The sequence below is a fragment of the Halorubrum aethiopicum genome (genome assembly GCF_001542905.1).
In the GTDB taxonomy this organism is placed as follows: Archaea; Halobacteriota; Halobacteria; order Halobacteriales; family Haloferacaceae; genus Halorubrum; species Halorubrum aethiopicum.
The window spans coordinates 2,166,426-2,183,013 of sequence record NZ_LOAJ01000001.1 but is presented as its reverse complement, the minus strand read 5'-3'; the positions used below and the strand labels follow the sequence as shown (position 1 = coordinate 2,183,013).

Genomic DNA, 16,588 nt, shown 5'->3' with positions numbered 1-16,588 from the left:
TCCGCCCGTGCCCGCAGTCCCGTTCCACTACGTCGACCTCCGGGCGTTCTCGTACGCGACCGAGGACGAGAAGCGCGTCGAGGAGGCGCTCCGCTCGCTGTTGCCCGAGGGCGCCGAACTCGACCGCGTCGAGAACGTGGGCCACCACGGTGACCGGATCGTCGTCCTCTCCGCGCGGATCGAGCGCGCCGACGGGATGCGCCACGTCCTCGACCGGATCGCCGAACTCGACGACCTCGACCGCGTGCTCGCGGAGCTCGACCAGCGGGTCGACGACAACTGCGCGCTGTTCATGCGGCTTGACAAACAGGCCGCCTTCCGCGGCGAGATAGAACTCGGCCCCGGCATCACCGTCCGGGCGAAGGTCGAGGCGTATCCGGCGAAGAAGGAGGCCGCCGTCGAGAACGCCCGCGAGACGCTCTCCCGGCTCGCGGACGCGTCGTAGCGCGACCCCGAGGCGAGCGCTATCGGTTCAGCCGGTCGGTGTCGATCCCCGTTCCGGGGGGCGAGACGATCAGGAACCCGCGGAAGTGCATCAGCTCGCCGCCCATGTCCTTGATCTCGCGGGCGAAGCCGGCCGCCAGCTCGTTGAGGTCTCCCTCCACGGACAACACGAGGGTGTTGCCGTAGTCGACGGTGCGGATCCACGTCTCCGGGTCGGTCGTCCCGTCGAGAACGCCGAGGACGACGTCGCCGGCGTCGGCGAATGCCTCGTCCATCTGCTCTTCGGCGTCGCGGAGGTCGAGGTCCCAGTCGCTCATACCTCAGCGTCGACTCACGCCGGCAAAAGCGTTCGGGGCGGGGTCTCACCGAGACGACCCCGTCGATCTCCCGTTTCGAGTCCCGTTATCGGTCGTTCGATTCGACGCGCGCGAGCACGTCGAGATTGTGCGCGCCGAAGGTCAGCCGGCCGTCCGCGACCGCGCGGTGTCTCGCGTCGGCCCACGCCGAGACCCGTTCGGGTGAGAGCCGCCTGCCGGCCCGGTCGGCGTCGCCGTCGACGCGTTCGTCGCCGACTCGTTCGTCGTCGACGCGTTCGTCGCCGACGCGTTCACGGTCATGCTTCGCGAGCGCCTCCCGGACCGCCCCCTCGACCCCGTCGACGAGGTGGTGGAGGAAGTACGCCTCGTCGGCCGGGTACGGCGGCGTCACGAGCCAGTCCGAGCCGCCGGCGGCGACGACCTCCCCGCCGGCGGCCGGCAGCGCCGCGAACAGCTCCCGCCCGGTCCGGCTCCCGCCCGGACGGTCCGGCGCGTCCATGGTCGCGTGGTAGACGTCGAGGACGGCGCGTTCGGTCGCCTCGTCGACCTCCTCCCCCTCCCTTTCCCTCTCCCTCTCCCCGTCCCCGAGTGCGGGGGCGAGGAAGGTCTCCCCGTCGAAGGTGATCGGGAAGTACGCGAGCCCGCCGGGGACGAACCCGAGGAGGGGGTCGAGCGCTCGGTCGAGGTCGACGAGGTCGAGGAACGCGCAGCCGACGAGCAGGTCGTACTCGGCGTCGGTCCGGCGGGCGACCTCGACCGCGTCCGCCGCGGCGAACGTCGCGGTCACGGACGACCCGCCGGGACCGTCGAGGCGGACCCCTCGCGTCGTCTCCGGATCGTCGCCGGTCTCGTCGTCGAGATCGACGGCGTACCCCGCGTCGTCGGCCCACCTCCCGAGTTCGTCGACGGCGCGGTCGAGCGTCCCCTCCCGGAGGTCGTACCCGCGGTAGACGACCTCGTCGGGGAGAACCCCCCACTCGAGGAGCCGCCGGAGCATCGTCCCGGTGCCGCAGCCGACCTCGACGACGCGGAGGGGAGTGGACCGGTCCGCGAGCGCCGCCCGCAGCCGGTCGAGCGTCGGGCGGTGGAGCGCGCGGTCGTCGACGCTGCGTTTGGCCTCCAGGTAGCGGGCGTGTGCGTACGTCGACGGTCGGGTCACGGCCGGATGGAGGCTCTCGGTGTGGTTAAGTGCGTCCCACCCCGAGCCGACGACATGGAACACACGCGGCGGGCGCTGCTCTCCGGCGTCGCGGCCGGCGGCGCGCTCGGACTGGCCGGCTGTGCGGGCGGGAACGGCGGAGGCGGCGAGGACGGCGGAAACACGCTCGACACCGGCGAGTACGACTGTGACCTCACGGAGCCGAGCGACCCGGACCTCGGGTACCGGCCGACCCTCGGCGACCCCGAGGCCGACGTGGTCGTCCAGGCCTTCGAGGACTTCACCTGTCCCCACTGTGCGACCTACAAGCTCGAGCACTTCCCGGCCGTCCGCGAGGAGTTCGTCGCCTCCGGCGAGATCCGGTACGAGCACTGGGACTTCCCGATCCCGGTGAACGAGACGTGGGCGGTCCCCGTCGCCAGCGCGGCCCGCGGCGTCGGCGACCGCGCCGGCGACGAGGCGTTCTTCGCGTTCTCCACGGCGGCCTACGAGTCGCAGGGCGAGTATAGCGGGGAGGCGCTCGGAGCCGCCGCGGAGACGGCGGGGGCGGACCCCTGTGCCGCCATCGCCGACGCCCAGTTCTCGACGTACGAGGAGGCGTCGATGAGCGACCGCGAGGAGGGCGAGTCGATGGGGCTCACCGGCACGCCGACGATATTCGTGAACGGCGAGGCCGTCGACGGCTACGAGTCGTCGACGATCATCGACGCGATCGAGTCGGCGCTCTGAAGCGTCGAACGTCGGTCCGTCGGCATCCGCGATCGCCGACCCGACGACGACACCCGAACGTCGGCCTTTTGGGCGTCCGACCCGTTTTATAAGGGGATGACGGACGACGACCGCGGGGACCGGCGACGGCTCGTCGCCGTCGTGCTCGCGGTGCTGATCTCGCAGGTCCTCCTCTATCCCGGCGTCCCCGACCTCGTGGTCGAACTCGGCGCGCCGGCGGGAATCGACGCGGGGATGTGGTTCCTCGTCGCCGAGTTCGCGGCGTTCGTGACGTTCGCCGTGGTCTGGGGGGCCGCGAGCGACGCGCTCGGCCGGCGCGTGCCGCTCGTCGTGGCCGGCGCGCTCGGCGGGGCCGCCGCCTACGCCGCGCTCGCCGCGGTCCCGCGGCTCGGCCTCGGCTTCCCGGCGGCCCTCCTCGTCCGCGTCGTCGGCGGGTCGCTCACGATCGGCGCGTTCTCGCTCGCGATCACGATGCTGATGGACCTGGGCGGCGGCAACGGCCGCAACATGGGGGCAGCCGGCCTCGCGATCGGGCTCGGAGCCGCGGTCGGCTCCGTCGTCGGCGGGGCGCTCGCCGACCTCGGCGCGTTCTACCCCGTGTACGCGGGCGCGGTCGTCCTCGCCGGCGCGGGGCTGCTGGCGGCGACCGTCGACGACCGGACGGCGGGGGAGCGGGTCACGAACACGGGAGCCGCCGGCGACGACGAGGCGGCCGACGCCGACACTGACCCCGACGCCACGGACGGCGACCCGGGATTCCGGGAGGTGCTCGCCCGCGCCCGCGAGACCCCCGGTCTCCTCGTCCCCTTCGCGTTCGGCTTCGTCGACCGCCTGACGGCCGGCTTCTTCGCGCTCGTCGGGGTGTACTACTTCCAGGACCCGGCCACCTTCGGGCTCTCGGCGACCGGCGCCGGCGCGACGCTCGCGCTCTTCTTCGTCCCGTTCGCGCTGCTACAGTCCCCGTTCGGAACGCTGTCGGACCGCGTCGGCCGGTTCGTCCCGGTCGTGGTCGGGTCGATCGCGTACGGCGTCGTCACGGTCGGCGTCGGCGTCGCGCCCGTCTACCCGGTCGCGGCCGGGCTGATGGTGCTCGTCGGCGTCTGCGGCGCGCTCATGGCCCCGGCGACGATGGCGCTCGTCACCGACCTCGTCGACCCGGCCGCCCGCGGGGCGGCGATGGGGGCGTTCAACGTCTTCGGCTCGCTCGGGTTCCTGACGGGCTTTCTCGTCGGCGGGGGCGCGACCGGCGCGTTCGGCTACCGGACCGCCTTCCTCGTCGTGGGCGGCCTCGAACTGGCTATCGCGCTGGCGCTCTTCCCGGCGGTGCGCGCGGTCGCCCCCCGGGTGGATCCCGCCGCTCCGACCGGCGACTGAGTCGCGTGGTCGGCGCGGTCCGGCGGGGCGGACGAGTCGAGCCTTTTTACCGCTGGCGCGCCCTCGGGTCGAACGACGAATGGACGTGCTCGTCGTCGGCGCGGGGGAGATCGGCCGCTGGGTGGCGGACACCCTCACAGCCGAGGCTTCGCCGGTCGACGCGAGCGTGACCTTCACCGACCGCGACCCCGCGGTCGCCGCCGACGCCGCCGCCGCGCGCGACGCCGAGGCCGTCCCGGTCGGCGCGGAGACGACCCACGACGCGGTCTGTCTCTCCGTCCCGATGTCGGCGGTGCCCGACGCGGTCGCGGCGTACGCGCCGCGGGCCGACCGGGCGATCCTCGACGTCTCCGGCGAGATGACCGATTCGATCGCGGCGATGCGCGATCACGCCCCCGACCTCGAGCGCGCGAGCTACCACCCGCTGTTCGCGCCGCCGCGGGTCCCCGGCAACGTCGCCGCCGTCGTCGACGAACTCGGACCCGTGATCGAGGGGGTCTCCGCGGCGATCGAGGCCGGCGGCAACGAGGTCTTCGAGACGACCGCGGCCGAACACGACCGCGCGATGGAGACGGTCCAGGCGGGCGCACACGCCGCGGTGCTCGCGTGGCGGCTCGCCGGCGAGGAGGTTCGCGAGGAGTTCCACACCCCCGTCTCCGCGGCGCTCGACGACGTGGCCGACACCGTCACCGAGGGCGCGCCCGCGGTGTACGCCGAGATCCAGCGGGCCTTCGACGGGGCCGACGACGTCGCCGAAGCGGCCCGCGAGATAGCCGACGCCGACCCGGAGCGGTTCGCCGAACTCTACGAGCGCGCCCGTGGCGAGCGCGACCCCCGCGAACGACACGAGTGAACCCATGATCGACAGAGCGGCGGTCCGCGACACCGCCAACTACCTGCGCCAGGTCCGCCCCATCGACCCCGAGGAGATATCGGAGTACATCGAGGGGACGCCACACCCCGCCGTCGTCCGCGAGACGCTCCGCGAGGAGGCGTTCGACCTCCGGCTCCGCGAGCGCGAGGACGGCAGCTTCGTCCCCGTCGACGACGATCCGGTCCGCCCGCCGGGGTGGGCTCCGGAGGCGTTGCCCGAGGCGTACGCGTTCGCCTTAGAGGACCTCCTCGTCGCGGAGTTCGGCGCGAACTGGCACGTCGGCGACTCCGGCGACGAGCTCAGAGAGACGATCCGCCGACTCAAGGCCGACTACCTCTACGGCAACGACGTCGAGTACGACCGGATCGCCGCGCTCGGCTACGCGATCTATCACCTCCCCGGCTACTACGCGGCGATCGGTTACGTCCTCGACGACCTCGCCGAGAACGGCCTGCTCGACCGGACGCTCCGCGTCCTCGACGTCGGCGCGGGCGTCGGCGGTCCGGCGCTCGGCCTCCACGACTACCTCCCCGAGGACGCGGTCGTGGAGTACCACGCCGTCGAGCCCAGCGCCGCCGCCGACGTCCTCGACCGGCTGCTCGAGGAGACCGATCGGAACTTCCGGTCGACGGTCCACCGGACGACCGCCGAGGCGCTGTTCGGCCTCGACGACTCGTCCAGCCAGTCCGACCGTTCCGATCCGTCCGATCCGTCGGATCCGCTCGCGGAGCCCTTCGATCTGGTGGTCTTCGGAAACGTCCTCTCCGAACTCGAGGATCCGGTCGCCGTCCTCGAGGCCGCCACCGACGCGCTCGCGGCCGACGGGAGCCTCGTCGCGCTCGCGCCGGCGGACCGCGAGACGGCGATCGGGCTCCGCGAGGCCGAGCGCGCGGTGGCGACTCCCGAGAGCGGGGTCGAGGTGTACGCGCCCGAACTCCGGCTCTGGCCCGACGCGTCCCCGAGCGACCGCGGGTGGTCCTTCGACGTCCGGGCCGACCTCGCGGTGCCGCCGTTCCAGCGCCGGCTCGACGAGGCGGCCGCCCGCGAGGCGACCGACGAGCCCGGCGAGTTCCACAACGTCGACGTCCAGTTCGCCTACTCGATCCTGCGGACCGACGGTGAACGGCGGGTCGACGCCCGCGCGAGCGCCGACCGCTGCGCGCGGATGGCCGACTCGGAGGAGCACGTTACCGACCGCGTGAACCTCCTCGCGGTGAAGCTCAGCCACGACCTGAGCGACGGCGAGAACGCGGTGTACCGCGTCGGCGACGGCTCCCAGCGTATCGACCACTACCTCGTCTGCACGCGCGAGACGGTCCTCAACGACGGGCTCCGGGGGGCCGACTACGGCGCGGTCGTCTTCGTCGAGAACGGGCTCGTGCTCTGGAACGACGACGAGGGCGCGTACAACGTCGTCGTGGACGACGAGACCGTCGTCGACGTCGTCGCGCCCTGACCGAGCGATCGGCGGCTCGAACCTCGTTCCCGATACCGGTTCCGTGACCGATACCGGTCTCGTTCTCGACGCCGGTCCCGTGACCGATACCGACCGAGTTCCGATCCCATCGACATTCTGATTCCCGTGCCGCCCGTTCTACCCGCATGGACACATCACCGGGCGTCGACGACCGGCCGCTCCCCGCGGAGACGCGTATCGGTCGGGTCGCGCTCCGCGTCGGCGACCTCGACGCGACGACCGCCTTCTACCGGGACGTGATCGGGCTCGCCGTGCTCGCTCGGGACGGGACGACCGCGACGCTCGGCGCGGGCGGGACGCCGCTTCTCGAACTGACCGCCGATCCCGACGCGCCCGAACGCGGGCGAGCGAACGCTGGCCTGTTCCACACCGCGTTCCGGGTGCCCTCTCGCGCCGCGCTCGGCGACGCGTTGAAACGGATCCGGGAGCGGTGGGAACTGGACGGCGCGTCCGACCACGACGTGAGCGAGGCGCTGTACCTCGCCGACCCGGAGGGCAACGGGGTGGAGGTGTACCGCGACCGGCCCCGCGAGTCGTGGACCGGGACCCCGGACGGCGGCGTCCACATGACCACCGAACCGCTCGACGCCGAGGGCGTCGCCGCGGCCGCGACCGGCGAGGACCGGGCACCGCCCGACACCGACATCGGACACGTCCACCTCGAGGTCGCCTCGCTCGAGGCGTTCGAGCGATTCTATATAGCGACATTCGGTTTCGACCGCCGGGCGAGCTACCCCGACGCGCGGTTCGTCGCCGCCGGCGGCTACCACCACCACGTCGGCGCGAACACGTGGAACGGACGCACGGAGCCGGCCGCCGGCCGCGGACTCGACTGGTTCGAGGTCGTCGTCCCCGGCGACGAGGCCCGCCGCGAACTCCGGGGGCGGCTCGGGGAGGAAGTCGTGGGATCGACCGCGGAAAGCGCGTTCGCGGTCACCGATCCGGACGGGATCGAGATCCGCGTGGTCGACGGGTCGTAGCCGAGTCGCCGTCGATCGTCGGCGGCGGCGGAGCCGCCGCCCGAATCACGCGGACGTCACTCCTCATCGTTCGATCGCGACAGCCGGCGACGAACCGCGAAGCCGACGCCGACGAGCGGGAGGCCGGCCGCGAGGACGTACGGCGCGGCGTAGGCGGCACCGACGACCATCGCCCGGAGGACCGTTCCGAGGCCGCGGACGGACTCGAGGAAGGCGGTGACGACGCCGGTGTCGTACCACGCCGTCGAGACGGCGGAGGGGGCGGGCGGCTCCTCGCGGAGTTCGACCCGGATCGTCGACAGCGCGACGCGCTCCTCGAGGGAGGCCAGTCGCGTCTCCATCCGCTCGATCTCCGCTTGAACGTCCGCGAGCTCCGACTGGACCGCCAGCACGTCCTCGGTCGTGTTCGCCTCCTCGTAGAGTTCTCTGAGGCGGTCGCGCTCGGCCCGCCGGTTCTCCAAGCGCGCCTCGAGATCCGCGATCCGGTCCGTGACGTCCCGGCTCTCCGTCGTCGACCGCTCGACCGTTCCGAGCGCCTCGAGGTCGGCCATGGCGGCGTCGAAGTCCTCGCTCGGGACGCGGACCGTGAGCGAGCCGACGGTGTAGTTCTCGTCGCCCCGCTCGTGCGTCTCGCGCGTCGAGTCGCTCACGAACCCGCCGTACTCCTCGACTATCGAGCGGGCCTCGGCGTCCGCCTCCTCGAACGAGTCGACCGTCACCCGGAGGTCGCCGGTCCGGATCAGTTGCCGCTCCGCCACCGCCGCGACCGTCTCGCCGTTTTCGGTGACGGTGTAGGCGTCCTCGGCCGCACCGCCTCCGCCGTCCTCGCCCCCGTTCGACCCCCCGGCTCCGTCGCCCTCGAGGGGCCGCGATTCGGGTACGTCGCCGCCGGCGTCCGCACCCCCTCCGGCTCCGCCGCCGGCACCGGAACAGCCGGCGAGCGCCACGAGCCCCGCGACGGTCACGACGAGCAGCAGTCGTCTCGCGTCCATGTGCGTGAGACGTGTCGCGACCGCGGTAAAAGCTCGCAAGACACAAACGATCGCTTGTCCCTCGAATCCGACGCGTCCGGCCTCGCCGGCGACCGTCCCGTCGGGAGCCGTTTCGTCGGTTTCGTCGGTTTCGTCGGTTTCGTCGGTCGAACCGCCCGAACTCAGTCGGTGCCGACCGGTTCGATCAGCTCCGGGCCGTCGGTTCCGGCCGCGTTCACCCGCGTCGAGACCGGATACGCCTCCATCTCAGCGGCCGGGAAGGGATCCATGAGCGCCGCCGCGTCCTCGGGGTCGCCGCGGAGCCAGCGCTCCTCCTCGTCCGGCGCGAGGATCACCGCCATTCGGTGGTGGAGGTCGGCGACCAGGTCGTTCGGCTCGGTCGTCACGATCGTGAACGTCTCGCGGACGCGGTCGTCCTCGTCACGCCCCTCGCCGTCCGCGTCCGCCCCGCCGCCGAACGCGCCGAGCCCGGTCTGTGTCGTCTCCGGCTTCGGCGGCGTCCACCGCTCGTACAGCCCGGCCATCGCGAACGGTCGGTCGTCCTCGAAGGCGACGCGGTACGGCCGCGTTCCGGCCTCGCCGCCCTCGTCGACCCACTCGTAGAACCCGTCCGCGGGAACGAGACACCGGCGGGACTCGTAGGCGTCCGCGAAGCTCCGTTTCTCCCGAACCGTCTCCGCTCGGGCGTTGATCAGGTCGAACGACTCGTCGGCCCACGACGGCGTCAGTCCCCACGTCATGCGGGTGGCCCCGTCCGGATCCTCGGCCGTCACGACCGGGAGGTCCTCGCCGGGCGCGCAGTTGTAGCTGGGCTCGAAGCCGTCCCCGAACGCCACGCCGAAGCGGGACTCGAGCTCCGACGCGGGCGTGAACAGGGTGTAGCGGCCACACATCGGTTCCCGTTCGACTCGCGCGGACTTAAACGGTCGGCGGGTGCGGCGAGACGGGTGTGGCGAGTTCGATCAGCGGTACGCCTCGAACTCCTCGCCGAAGACGAGGAAGTAGCCGGTGCCGACGACGCCGATCGCCGCCGCGATCGCGAACGCGACCTCGGGGCTGGCGAACTCCCAGAGGTAGCCGCCGAGCGCGGCGCTCGGGATCACGACCGTGTTCCGCAACAGGTAGTACGTCCCGGTGACGCGACCGCCCGTTCCCCGCTCCGCGGGTCCGACGATCAACGCCTTGTGGGAGGGGAGGCCCGCGAAGCGGAGCCCGGAGAACGCGAAGACGAGGACCATCGCCCAGGAGAGCGGCATCGCCGACGCGAGCACCTCCGGGCCGGCGATGAGCACGACCGGGAAGAGGGCGTACACCGCGAACCCCAGCCCGACGACCGGCTTGAGCCCGACCCGTTCCGCGGCCTTGGCGGCGGGTGCCATCGAGAGGAGCGCGACCAGCATCTCGACGCCGAGCAGGTAGCCGAAGAACGCCGCCGGGGAGAGGTCGACGCCGTAGGAGCTCCCGGCCAGGGAGACGGTGGTCTCGAGGCCGACCTCGTAGAACTGTGTGATCACCAACACGAAGAAGACGTACACCATCCCGTTCGCGAACCGCACGAGCGTGTCGCCGACCAGCAGCGGTCGGAGCGGCTCGGGCATGTCGCGTACGTCCCGTCTGATCCGATCGATCCCCTCGAAGGAGTCGCCGATGGAGTCCTCGCCGGCGTCGTAGAGGACGTGTTGGGCCACGGTTCCCACGACCCCGAAGACGACCGCGACGGCGAGGACGTACCGGAAGCTCACCGTGAACGCCGGGTGAAAGCCGATCAGCACGGCCGCGAGAACCGGCCCGACGAGGAACGCGGTCCGGCGGAACGTCTCGGTGCTGGCGAAGCCCGCCGCCAGTCGCGACGGGTCGGTCGCCTGTTTCACGACCGCGAACGTGGCACCGAGCCCGAACGACTTCCAGGCCTGCGCGAACAGCAGGCCGACGAAGATCCAGATCCACGGCTGGATCGCGACGCCGCCGACGGTGACCGTACCCAGAGACGGCGCGACCAACCAGACGACGAACCCGAGCGTCGATACCAGTCCGAACAGCGTGAGCGCGTACCGCGACCCGATCCGGTCCGAGATCGCGCCGCCGGGGTACGGGAACACCGCCGAGACGACGTTCCCGACGGTCCCGAAGAGCCCCACGACGAACCCGGACGCCCCCAGCGCGACCATGTACTCCGGGAGGAACCGATTGGTCATCTGGAAGCCGAGGCTGAACGCGAACATCGCGAGCGACAACACCAACACGTCCCGTTCGAGCGCGAAGAACCGTCGAAACGCGTCCAGCGGTCCCGAGTCGTCCGTGCCGGTCGCGGCTCGTTCCCGGGCCATAGTCGTCTTCGTATCGAGCGCACGGGATGTTATCGGTTCCGTTGGGACGACCACAAAGGCCGCCGGAACGGCGTTTGGTGAGACCGCCTCGAACCGTTCCGACCGCCGACCGTGCGGGGGCGAAACTCTATATTGCGACATAGAGTTTATGCGATCGCGGCGCGACAGAATTTCGTCGTCTCGAGTACGACCCAAATGGGGATCGCCGCGCGAGATCCGGCTCTCTCAGCCGAACAGCCGGTACACGTTCGTCTCGTAGATCTCTCGAACCCGATCGCCCCAGTTGTGCGTGTAGGTGTCTATCACGTCGTCGGCGACGTCGCCACGGAGGTACTTCACGACGCCCCGATCGCCGGTTCGATCCCGGAGATGCGTCGTGAAGAAGTGTCTGAAGTAGTGCGGCGTGACGTTCTCGCCGGCCCCGCCGCCGGTCCGGTACCAGCCCGCCTCGCGCGCGTACCGCTCGACGACGTGTCGTACGGCCTGCGGATCGAGCCGCTCGCCCCAGCCCTCCGACGTGCCGACGAAGAGGGGTTCGGCCGGGGAGGGGGCGTCGGGTCGTATCGCGAGCCAGCGTTTCAGAACCGCTCGGAGCTCGTCGTCGACGGGTATCACCGTCTCGCGTTTGCGCTTGTTGGAGGCGGTCCGGACCTCCCCGTTCAGCTCCTCGCCGACCGTCGCGTGGGGGGTCACGTACAGCGAGTTCGGCCGATCCGCGAGCGCCGGACGCGTGCCCATCGAGTACGCCGCCTCGAGTTCGGGATCCGATATCGCCAGGTCCCGGAGGTCGAGGTTACACAGCTCTCCCACCCGCATGCCCGTCTTCAACAGCGTACAGACGAGCGCGCGGTGGAGCGGATGGGTGATCCCGGCCACGAACGACCGCATCCGCGGGATCGAGACGTCCCGGCGAGCGGGGTCCTTGTCTATCGTCTCGTCCATCTCCTCCATCACGAGCGTCATCGGGTTCCCGTCGAAGACGCCGACCTCGGTCATGTACCCGTAAAAGCGGTGGAGGTACGCCGCGTACGTCGCGACCGTGCTCTCCGTGACGTCGCCTCGAAGCGAGTGGACGAACGCCATACAGTCGCGATGCGTCGCCGTCGAGGGAACGGTCCCGTCGTCGAGAAACGTCTCGAATCGCCTCAGAACGCGCTCGTAGGACTCTCTCGTTCTCCCCGTCTTCCCGTGGTACCGCAGGTCCTCGATGAAGTATCCCACCGGATCCTCGACGTCCTCGGCCGTCTCCGTGCTACTCATCGACGAGCGTGTACCCTCCGTCGCGCCCGCTGTATCGGACGCGGTCGCGTTCCTGTAACGAGTCCAACTCCTCTTCGAGTCGATCCTCGAAGTCGGCGAACACCGCGTCCACGAGGTCGTCCCACGAGGAGTGACCGTCGGCGATAGCCGATTCGATCCGCCTCTCGAGGTCGTGACCCCCGGGGTCGGACCCTTCAGATCGACTCTCCTCGGGGCTACTCTCCTCCGGAAGCGTGAACCCCCGTCTGCCGGCCTGTACCATCGTTCTGACGAACTCGCTCTGTGACATTCCGAGCTCCTCGGCGTGTCGTTGCCAGCGCGTCTTCTGATCGGCCGGCACGTACGTCTTCACCGATCGGCGGTCGTCGCTCATTCGTGCCGTCCGTCTCACCGCGCCTCCTTGAATCTATCCCAGAGTTACGGATAAGTGACCTTATACTGGATTCCGGAACCGCATTTGGCCGCAATTAGGGTCCTACAATTCTAGATAAGCATTATATCGCCCTACGAATCCGGATAAGTTTACGATCGCCGATGGGCACAGACATTGAGATATCTCGCTTTGGTCGTTGGCCGATCGGCGGGATACACGAACTCCGCGCCGCTTCGATCCGCCCGGACTCCGAGACGTCGATCGGCGGCGGCCGCCTCGAACCGGTTCGATCGTCTCCCTACCCCAGACACCGAGGACGGACGTGCCACGCTCCCCGCGTTCGAAGGAAACGATGAGGCCCCGAAATAACGACGGCGTCGTAAGCGCGCGTAGCGCGGCGTCCTGGTACCGCTGCGCGGTCGATGCGCGGAAAACATCCCGTCGATCGAAACGACGGTTCGCGCTGCGGGATACCGTTCGATCCGGGTTGGTCCGGGTCTCGTCCGGCGGCGACGGTCCGAACGCGGCGCGCCACGGCGTCCGTCGGATGGGCGGAACCTCCCGTTTTCGACGTTCGGAACTGTAGACCGAACGTGGCGGTGTGTGACCACGGTTCGTCGGCGTCCGAGCCCGAACGGATAAATCATATTCCGCGATACGAAGACGTCGTCTCGGGTCGTGGAGGGCCGGTTCGGGATCGCCCGCTCGAGGGTTCGGTCAGACCGCGAGTTCGGATTCGGCGTTCAGTCCGTCGAACAGCGCGAGCGCGTGCTTCAGATCGGGGTGATCCTCGGCGGTGTTGCGCATCACGACGGTCTCGCTCGGGAACAGGTGTTCGCCGAGCACGAGACCGTGATCCCGCGCCGTCGATCCGGTGACGGTGAGATACACGCCCAACCCCGCGTCCGCGATGGCCGCCTCCTCGGATCGCTCGGGACCCGGATAGACGAACTCGACGTTCTCGAGCGTGTCGGTCCCCAACACGGCGGTGACGAGCCGCTCGTACCGCGGTGAGATACACAACGGGCCCTCGTAGCTCGCGAGGAACGCCCGGTCCAGTTCCTCGCCGGGCGCGAGCGACTCGGGGCGGCCCATCAGCGTGTGGTAGACGGTGTCCCCGAGTCCGCTCACGACGCGGACGTCCGTGTCGACCGGGTCGATCCGGTCGTTGACGTCCTGGAGCCCGGCGAGCCCGGTCGGCCGGATCCCGACCACCTCCTCCAACACGAGGTCCGCCGAATCGAACCCGAGCGCGAACTCGTGGGTCCGAAGCGCCCGGAACGGCTCCTCGCGCCCGACGAGTTTGAGTTCGACGCCGTCGACGGTCACGGTCGCGGCGTCGAAGACGATCCGGCGCGGCTTCCCCTCGCGGTCGTCACGCAGCAGCGTGAACTCCGGGTTGGTCGGTTCCTCGGGGTCGGAGTACTCCGCGAGCCGGCGGTAGGGGCCGTCGTCGGCCTCCACCGACCCCTTCGTCACCGCCTTCTCGTAGCGGAGCGTGTTGCTCACGCGGTCGGCGAGCGCGGCGAGTTCGTCGGTGCGCCCGGCGTCGGCGATCCGCTCGAGGACGGCCTCCAGCGGACGGCCCTTGCGGGGAACGGCCACCGAGAGCGGGTGCGTCATTGTCCGTGATGGGACGCGGCGGCTAAAACGGGTTGCGCTTTCGACCGGCTACGGGCCGAACGCCTCGTTGAGTCGCTTCCGGAAGGCCTCGAGCTCCTCGAGGTGGTCCTGTATCGCCTCCAACTCGGCCTCGACGTCCTCGAAGTCGTCACCGAGCCGTCCCTCGATGTCGGTCAGCCGGGAGTCGACCTCCGCGAGGTCGTCCCACAGGTCGTCGAACTCCTCGTCGAAGCGACCGATCCGCTCTTCCACGTCGTCGACCCGCCCGTCCGTCCGCTCGATCCCGGCCGCGGCGTCGTCGACCTCCTCGTAGAGCGTCTCCACGTCGTCGTCGACGTCGTCGAGCGCGTCGTCGAGGCCGGCGAGGTCGGCCTCGAGCGCGGTCACGTCGCCCGCGACGCCTTCCACGGTCTCCTCGAGCCCGTGTGTCGTCGCCTGAACGGCCGAAACGGCGTCGTCGAGATCCCCGACGGTCGTCTCGACCTCGTCGACGTCCTCGCGGACGGCCGCCACGTCGCTTTCGACGGTCTCGACGGTCTCGGAGAGTTCGTCGGTCGTCGATTCGACGGTCTCGACGGACGTTTCCACCTCGTCGACCGTCGTCTCGACCGCCCGGACGTCGTCCGCCAGCTCCCCGTGTGCCCGCTCGCCGGCCGCGAGCCGGGCGTCGACGTCGTCCACCGTGGACTCGAGCTCGTCCACCCGGGCGTCGAGGCCGTCGAGGATCTCCCTCGCGGTCCCCTCCTCGTCGATGAACTCGGCGAGCGCGTCGGCGTACGCCTCGATATCGGCGACGCTCGATTGGAGCCTGTTGATCCGGACGTCGACGCTTCGCGGGACGCCAACGTCGAGCTCCGACCGCAGGACCTCCATGTCGTCCTCGTCGACCGCTCCGGCCCGGATCTCCGCCGCGAGCGCGGCCGCGATCCCGCCCTCGGCGGACGCCGAGACCGCGTCGACGTCGGGTTCCGCACCCGGACCTTCGGGTTCCGCGTCCGAATCGTCGGGTTCGGCCTCGCTCTCCGACTCGCCCTCGTCGGCAGCGTCTTCTTCGTCCGCGTCCCGATCTTCGGTCGGTTCCGCCGTCGACGCGTCCTCGCGCCGGGTGACCGCCGCCGTCGTCTCGGCGTCGACGGTTCGCGGCTCCGGACCGGTCTCCGCGTCGTCCGCCGCCCCCTCTTCGGGGGATTCGTCCTCCTCCGCGCCCGTCGCGGAGTCCTCGGCGGGCGAGTCCTCCATTCCCGGCAGCGTCGCTCGGTCCCCGGAGAGCACCTCCCGAACCGCGTCGGTCTCGCCGGTTCCGAGGACGTCGCCGATCTCCTCGCCGACGGGGACGTGTTCGATGACGGGAGTCCCGAGGAACCCCTCCAGGTCGGGGTCGTCGTCGCGGATCCCGAACACCGTCTCGACGGACTCGCCGGGCTCGAGGACGCGTTCGAACTCCACCCGGTGGTCCTTGTAGGCCGTCCAGTTCTCGCTCTCGTAGTCGGGGTGGAATCCCACCCGATCCATCGGGAACTCCTCGGGAATCCGGTCGACGATCCGCACCCGGACCGCGTCCTCGCGGCGGGAGGAGAGATCGAATGTCACTGCGGGTACCGGAAACGCGTCGTCGGTGAAGGACTTCTCGACGCGAACGCCGTCCTCCTCGACGGTCGTCGTCGCTTCGGCCGTCCGTTCGTTCATACGCTACCCTCCGCAAGCCAGGGCTTAAATTCCACGGGCGACCTCTCAGGCGTGATAACTGATCGCGACGCGGCGGCGACGAGGTCCCGCCTACAGCTCGATCCGGTCGCCGATCTCGACTATCTCCAGCCGCTTCGGGTACTCGAAGCTTCGAGCGTGGTCGTGAAGCGCCGTCGGGTCCGCAGTGAGTCCCTTCCACATGTCCCAGTGAGTCGGGACGAGCCGATCGAGTTCGAGGTCGTGTGCGGCCTCTATCGCCTCGTTCTCGTCGCTGTACCACTTGGTCCGGACCGGCTCGCCGGTCTCCTTGTCGGGGATCGTGCCGACCGACCCGAACGCGAGAATCCCGAGATCGATGTCGTACTCGTCGGCCAGGGACGGGAACGTCGGCGAGGGCTTGCTATCGCCGGCGTGGAACACCGTCCCGGTCGGGTGATCGATGACGTAGCCGACCGGGTGTGTCGCGTCCGCGTCGTGCGTCTCGACGACGTGGACGGTGAACTCGCCGATCCGGAGCTCGTCGCCCTCGCGGACCTCGGTGAACTGGTCGTCGTCGACGTCCCACTCGTCGGTCCAGGCCTCCTCCTCGCGGGCGACCGACAGCGAGTCGTCCGGCGCGAGGAACTCACACCCCGTGTTCGCGAGGATCGGGGCCTGTGAGGGGCCGTGGACGTGGTCCGTGTGTTCGTGGGTGGCGAGCACCGCGTCGGCGACGTCGACGTCCTCGGGATCGAACGGCACCGGGATCATCCGGACCGTCCGCGGCGGGTCTCCCGTGCCCACGTACGGGTCGATCCAGAGGGCCGTCCCGTCGCGACCCTTGATCGCGAAGCCGTTACAGCCGAGGTACCACAGCGACACCGTCTCGGGGTCGGCCTCCGCGACGGCGTGCGGCAGCCAGTCGCCCCAGTCGGAACGCGTCATGTGTGGGTCTCTTTCGGCGGCCCCCTAATCGTTCCGGAGTCGGCGGCGA

Annotated in this window: 15 protein-coding genes and 1 pseudogene; 6 read left to right on the top strand and 10 right to left on the bottom strand. The window is 70.3% G+C overall.

Annotated elements, in window-relative coordinates; all coding sequences use genetic code 11:
* The first annotated feature begins 7 nt into the window (after window positions 1–7).
* Window positions 8–445, top strand: a complete 438-nt coding sequence (locus AXA68_RS10370) for an RNA-binding protein (protein WP_066416258.1) — start codon at window positions 8–10, stop codon at window positions 443–445.
* Window positions 446–470: 25 nt separating this feature from the next.
* Here the strand turns inward: AXA68_RS10370 and AXA68_RS10365 are convergent.
* Window positions 471–761, bottom strand: a pseudogene (locus tag AXA68_RS10365) (DUF5779 family protein); the annotation flags it as partial.
* Between the two features lie 85 nt (window positions 762–846).
* Window positions 847–1,920 carry a hypothetical protein gene (locus AXA68_RS10360; RefSeq protein ID WP_066416239.1) on the bottom strand — a complete coding sequence of 358 codons (1,074 nt, stop codon included), beginning with the start codon at window positions 1,918–1,920 and terminating at the stop codon, window positions 847–849.
* 54 nt (window positions 1,921–1,974) lie between these two features.
* Here AXA68_RS10360 and AXA68_RS10355 point away from each other — a divergent pair, with 54 nt between their 5' ends.
* From AXA68_RS10355 to AXA68_RS10335, 5 genes are all read left to right on the top strand, one after another.
* Entirely contained in the window at window positions 1,975–2,649 is a 675-nt protein-coding gene (locus AXA68_RS10355; protein WP_066416238.1) for a DsbA family protein, read from the top strand.
* A gap of 96 nt (window positions 2,650–2,745) precedes the next feature.
* Window positions 2,746–4,023, top strand: coding sequence for an MFS transporter (locus tag AXA68_RS10350; RefSeq protein ID WP_066416236.1), 1,278 nt, complete (start codon window positions 2,746–2,748; stop codon window positions 4,021–4,023).
* Between the two features lie 79 nt (window positions 4,024–4,102).
* Window positions 4,103–4,876: a prephenate dehydrogenase/arogenate dehydrogenase family protein gene (locus tag AXA68_RS10345; RefSeq protein ID WP_066416235.1), complete on the top strand. Its 774-nt coding sequence runs from the start codon at window positions 4,103–4,105 to the stop codon at window positions 4,874–4,876.
* 4 nt (window positions 4,877–4,880) lie between these two features.
* The gene (locus AXA68_RS10340; RefSeq protein ID WP_066418523.1) at window positions 4,881–6,353 is read left to right on the top strand and encodes a small ribosomal subunit Rsm22 family protein; all 1,473 of its coding nucleotides are present in this window, start codon (window positions 4,881–4,883) and stop codon (window positions 6,351–6,353) included.
* 146 nt (window positions 6,354–6,499) lie between these two features.
* The gene (locus AXA68_RS10335; RefSeq protein WP_066416233.1) at window positions 6,500–7,354 is read left to right on the top strand and encodes a VOC family protein; all 855 of its coding nucleotides are present in this window, start codon (window positions 6,500–6,502) and stop codon (window positions 7,352–7,354) included.
* 56 nt (window positions 7,355–7,410) lie between these two features.
* Here the strand turns inward: AXA68_RS10335 and AXA68_RS10330 are convergent, their stop codons facing one another.
* The 8 genes from AXA68_RS10330 to AXA68_RS10295 all read right to left on the bottom strand — a co-directional run bounded on the left by AXA68_RS10330 (window position 7,411) and on the right by AXA68_RS10295 (window position 16,539).
* Window positions 7,411–8,346, bottom strand: a complete 936-nt coding sequence (locus tag AXA68_RS10330) for a DUF4349 domain-containing protein (protein ID WP_066416226.1) — start codon at window positions 8,344–8,346, stop codon at window positions 7,411–7,413.
* Between the two features lie 161 nt (window positions 8,347–8,507).
* Window positions 8,508–9,239, bottom strand: a complete 732-nt coding sequence (locus tag AXA68_RS10325) for an SOS response-associated peptidase (protein ID WP_066416224.1) — start codon at window positions 9,237–9,239, stop codon at window positions 8,508–8,510.
* A gap of 69 nt (window positions 9,240–9,308) precedes the next feature.
* On the bottom strand, window positions 9,309–10,673 hold the full coding sequence (locus tag AXA68_RS10320; protein ID WP_066416221.1) for an MFS transporter: 1,365 nt from the start codon (window positions 10,671–10,673) through the stop codon (window positions 9,309–9,311).
* Window positions 10,674–10,898: 225 nt separating this feature from the next.
* Window positions 10,899–11,933: a tyrosine-type recombinase/integrase gene (locus AXA68_RS10315; RefSeq protein ID WP_066416219.1), complete on the bottom strand. Its 1,035-nt coding sequence runs from the start codon at window positions 11,931–11,933 to the stop codon at window positions 10,899–10,901.
* Window positions 11,926–12,306, bottom strand: a complete 381-nt coding sequence (locus tag AXA68_RS10310; protein WP_066416217.1) for a DUF5805 domain-containing protein — start codon at window positions 12,304–12,306, stop codon at window positions 11,926–11,928. Before AXA68_RS10310 ends, AXA68_RS10315 begins: the two co-directional genes overlap by 8 nt.
* Before the next feature lie 717 nt (window positions 12,307–13,023).
* Entirely contained in the window at window positions 13,024–13,929 is a 906-nt protein-coding gene (locus AXA68_RS10305) for a hypothetical protein (RefSeq protein ID WP_066416215.1), read from the bottom strand.
* A gap of 48 nt (window positions 13,930–13,977) precedes the next feature.
* Window positions 13,978–15,615, bottom strand: a complete 1,638-nt coding sequence (locus AXA68_RS10300; protein WP_066416213.1) for a hypothetical protein — start codon at window positions 15,613–15,615, stop codon at window positions 13,978–13,980.
* 90 nt (window positions 15,616–15,705) lie between these two features.
* Complete coding sequence (locus AXA68_RS10295) at window positions 15,706–16,539, bottom strand: MBL fold metallo-hydrolase (protein WP_066416210.1); 834 nt, start codon at window positions 16,537–16,539, stop codon at window positions 15,706–15,708.
* Window positions 16,540–16,588 lie beyond the last annotated feature (49 nt).

Bases quoted from the DNA above. Each gene is read 5' to 3' on its own strand.
- AXA68_RS10355 (WP_066416238.1), top strand. From the start codon at position 1,975: ATGGAACACACGCGGCGGGCGCTGCTCTCCGGCGTCGCGGCCGGCGGC.
- AXA68_RS10350 (WP_066416236.1), top strand. From the start codon at position 2,746: ATGACGGACGACGACCGCGGGGACCGGCGACGGCTCGTCGCCGTCGTG.
- AXA68_RS10345 (WP_066416235.1), top strand. From the start codon at position 4,103: ATGGACGTGCTCGTCGTCGGCGCGGGGGAGATCGGCCGCTGGGTGGCG.
- AXA68_RS10340 (WP_066418523.1), top strand. From the start codon at position 4,881: ATGATCGACAGAGCGGCGGTCCGCGACACCGCCAACTACCTGCGCCAG.
- AXA68_RS10335 (WP_066416233.1), top strand. From the start codon at position 6,500: ATGGACACATCACCGGGCGTCGACGACCGGCCGCTCCCCGCGGAGACG.
- AXA68_RS10330 (WP_066416226.1), bottom strand. From the start codon at position 8,346: ATGGACGCGAGACGACTGCTGCTCGTCGTGACCGTCGCGGGGCTCGTG.
- AXA68_RS10325 (WP_066416224.1), bottom strand. From the start codon at position 9,239: ATGTGTGGCCGCTACACCCTGTTCACGCCCGCGTCGGAGCTCGAGTCC.
- AXA68_RS10320 (WP_066416221.1), bottom strand. From the start codon at position 10,673: ATGGCCCGGGAACGAGCCGCGACCGGCACGGACGACTCGGGACCGCTG.
- AXA68_RS10315 (WP_066416219.1), bottom strand. From the start codon at position 11,933: ATGAGTAGCACGGAGACGGCCGAGGACGTCGAGGATCCGGTGGGATAC.
- AXA68_RS10310 (WP_066416217.1), bottom strand. From the start codon at position 12,306: ATGAGCGACGACCGCCGATCGGTGAAGACGTACGTGCCGGCCGATCAG.
- AXA68_RS10305 (WP_066416215.1), bottom strand. From the start codon at position 13,929: ATGACGCACCCGCTCTCGGTGGCCGTTCCCCGCAAGGGCCGTCCGCTG.
- AXA68_RS10300 (WP_066416213.1), bottom strand. From the start codon at position 15,615: ATGAACGAACGGACGGCCGAAGCGACGACGACCGTCGAGGAGGACGGC.
- AXA68_RS10295 (WP_066416210.1), bottom strand. From the start codon at position 16,539: ATGACGCGTTCCGACTGGGGCGACTGGCTGCCGCACGCCGTCGCGGAG.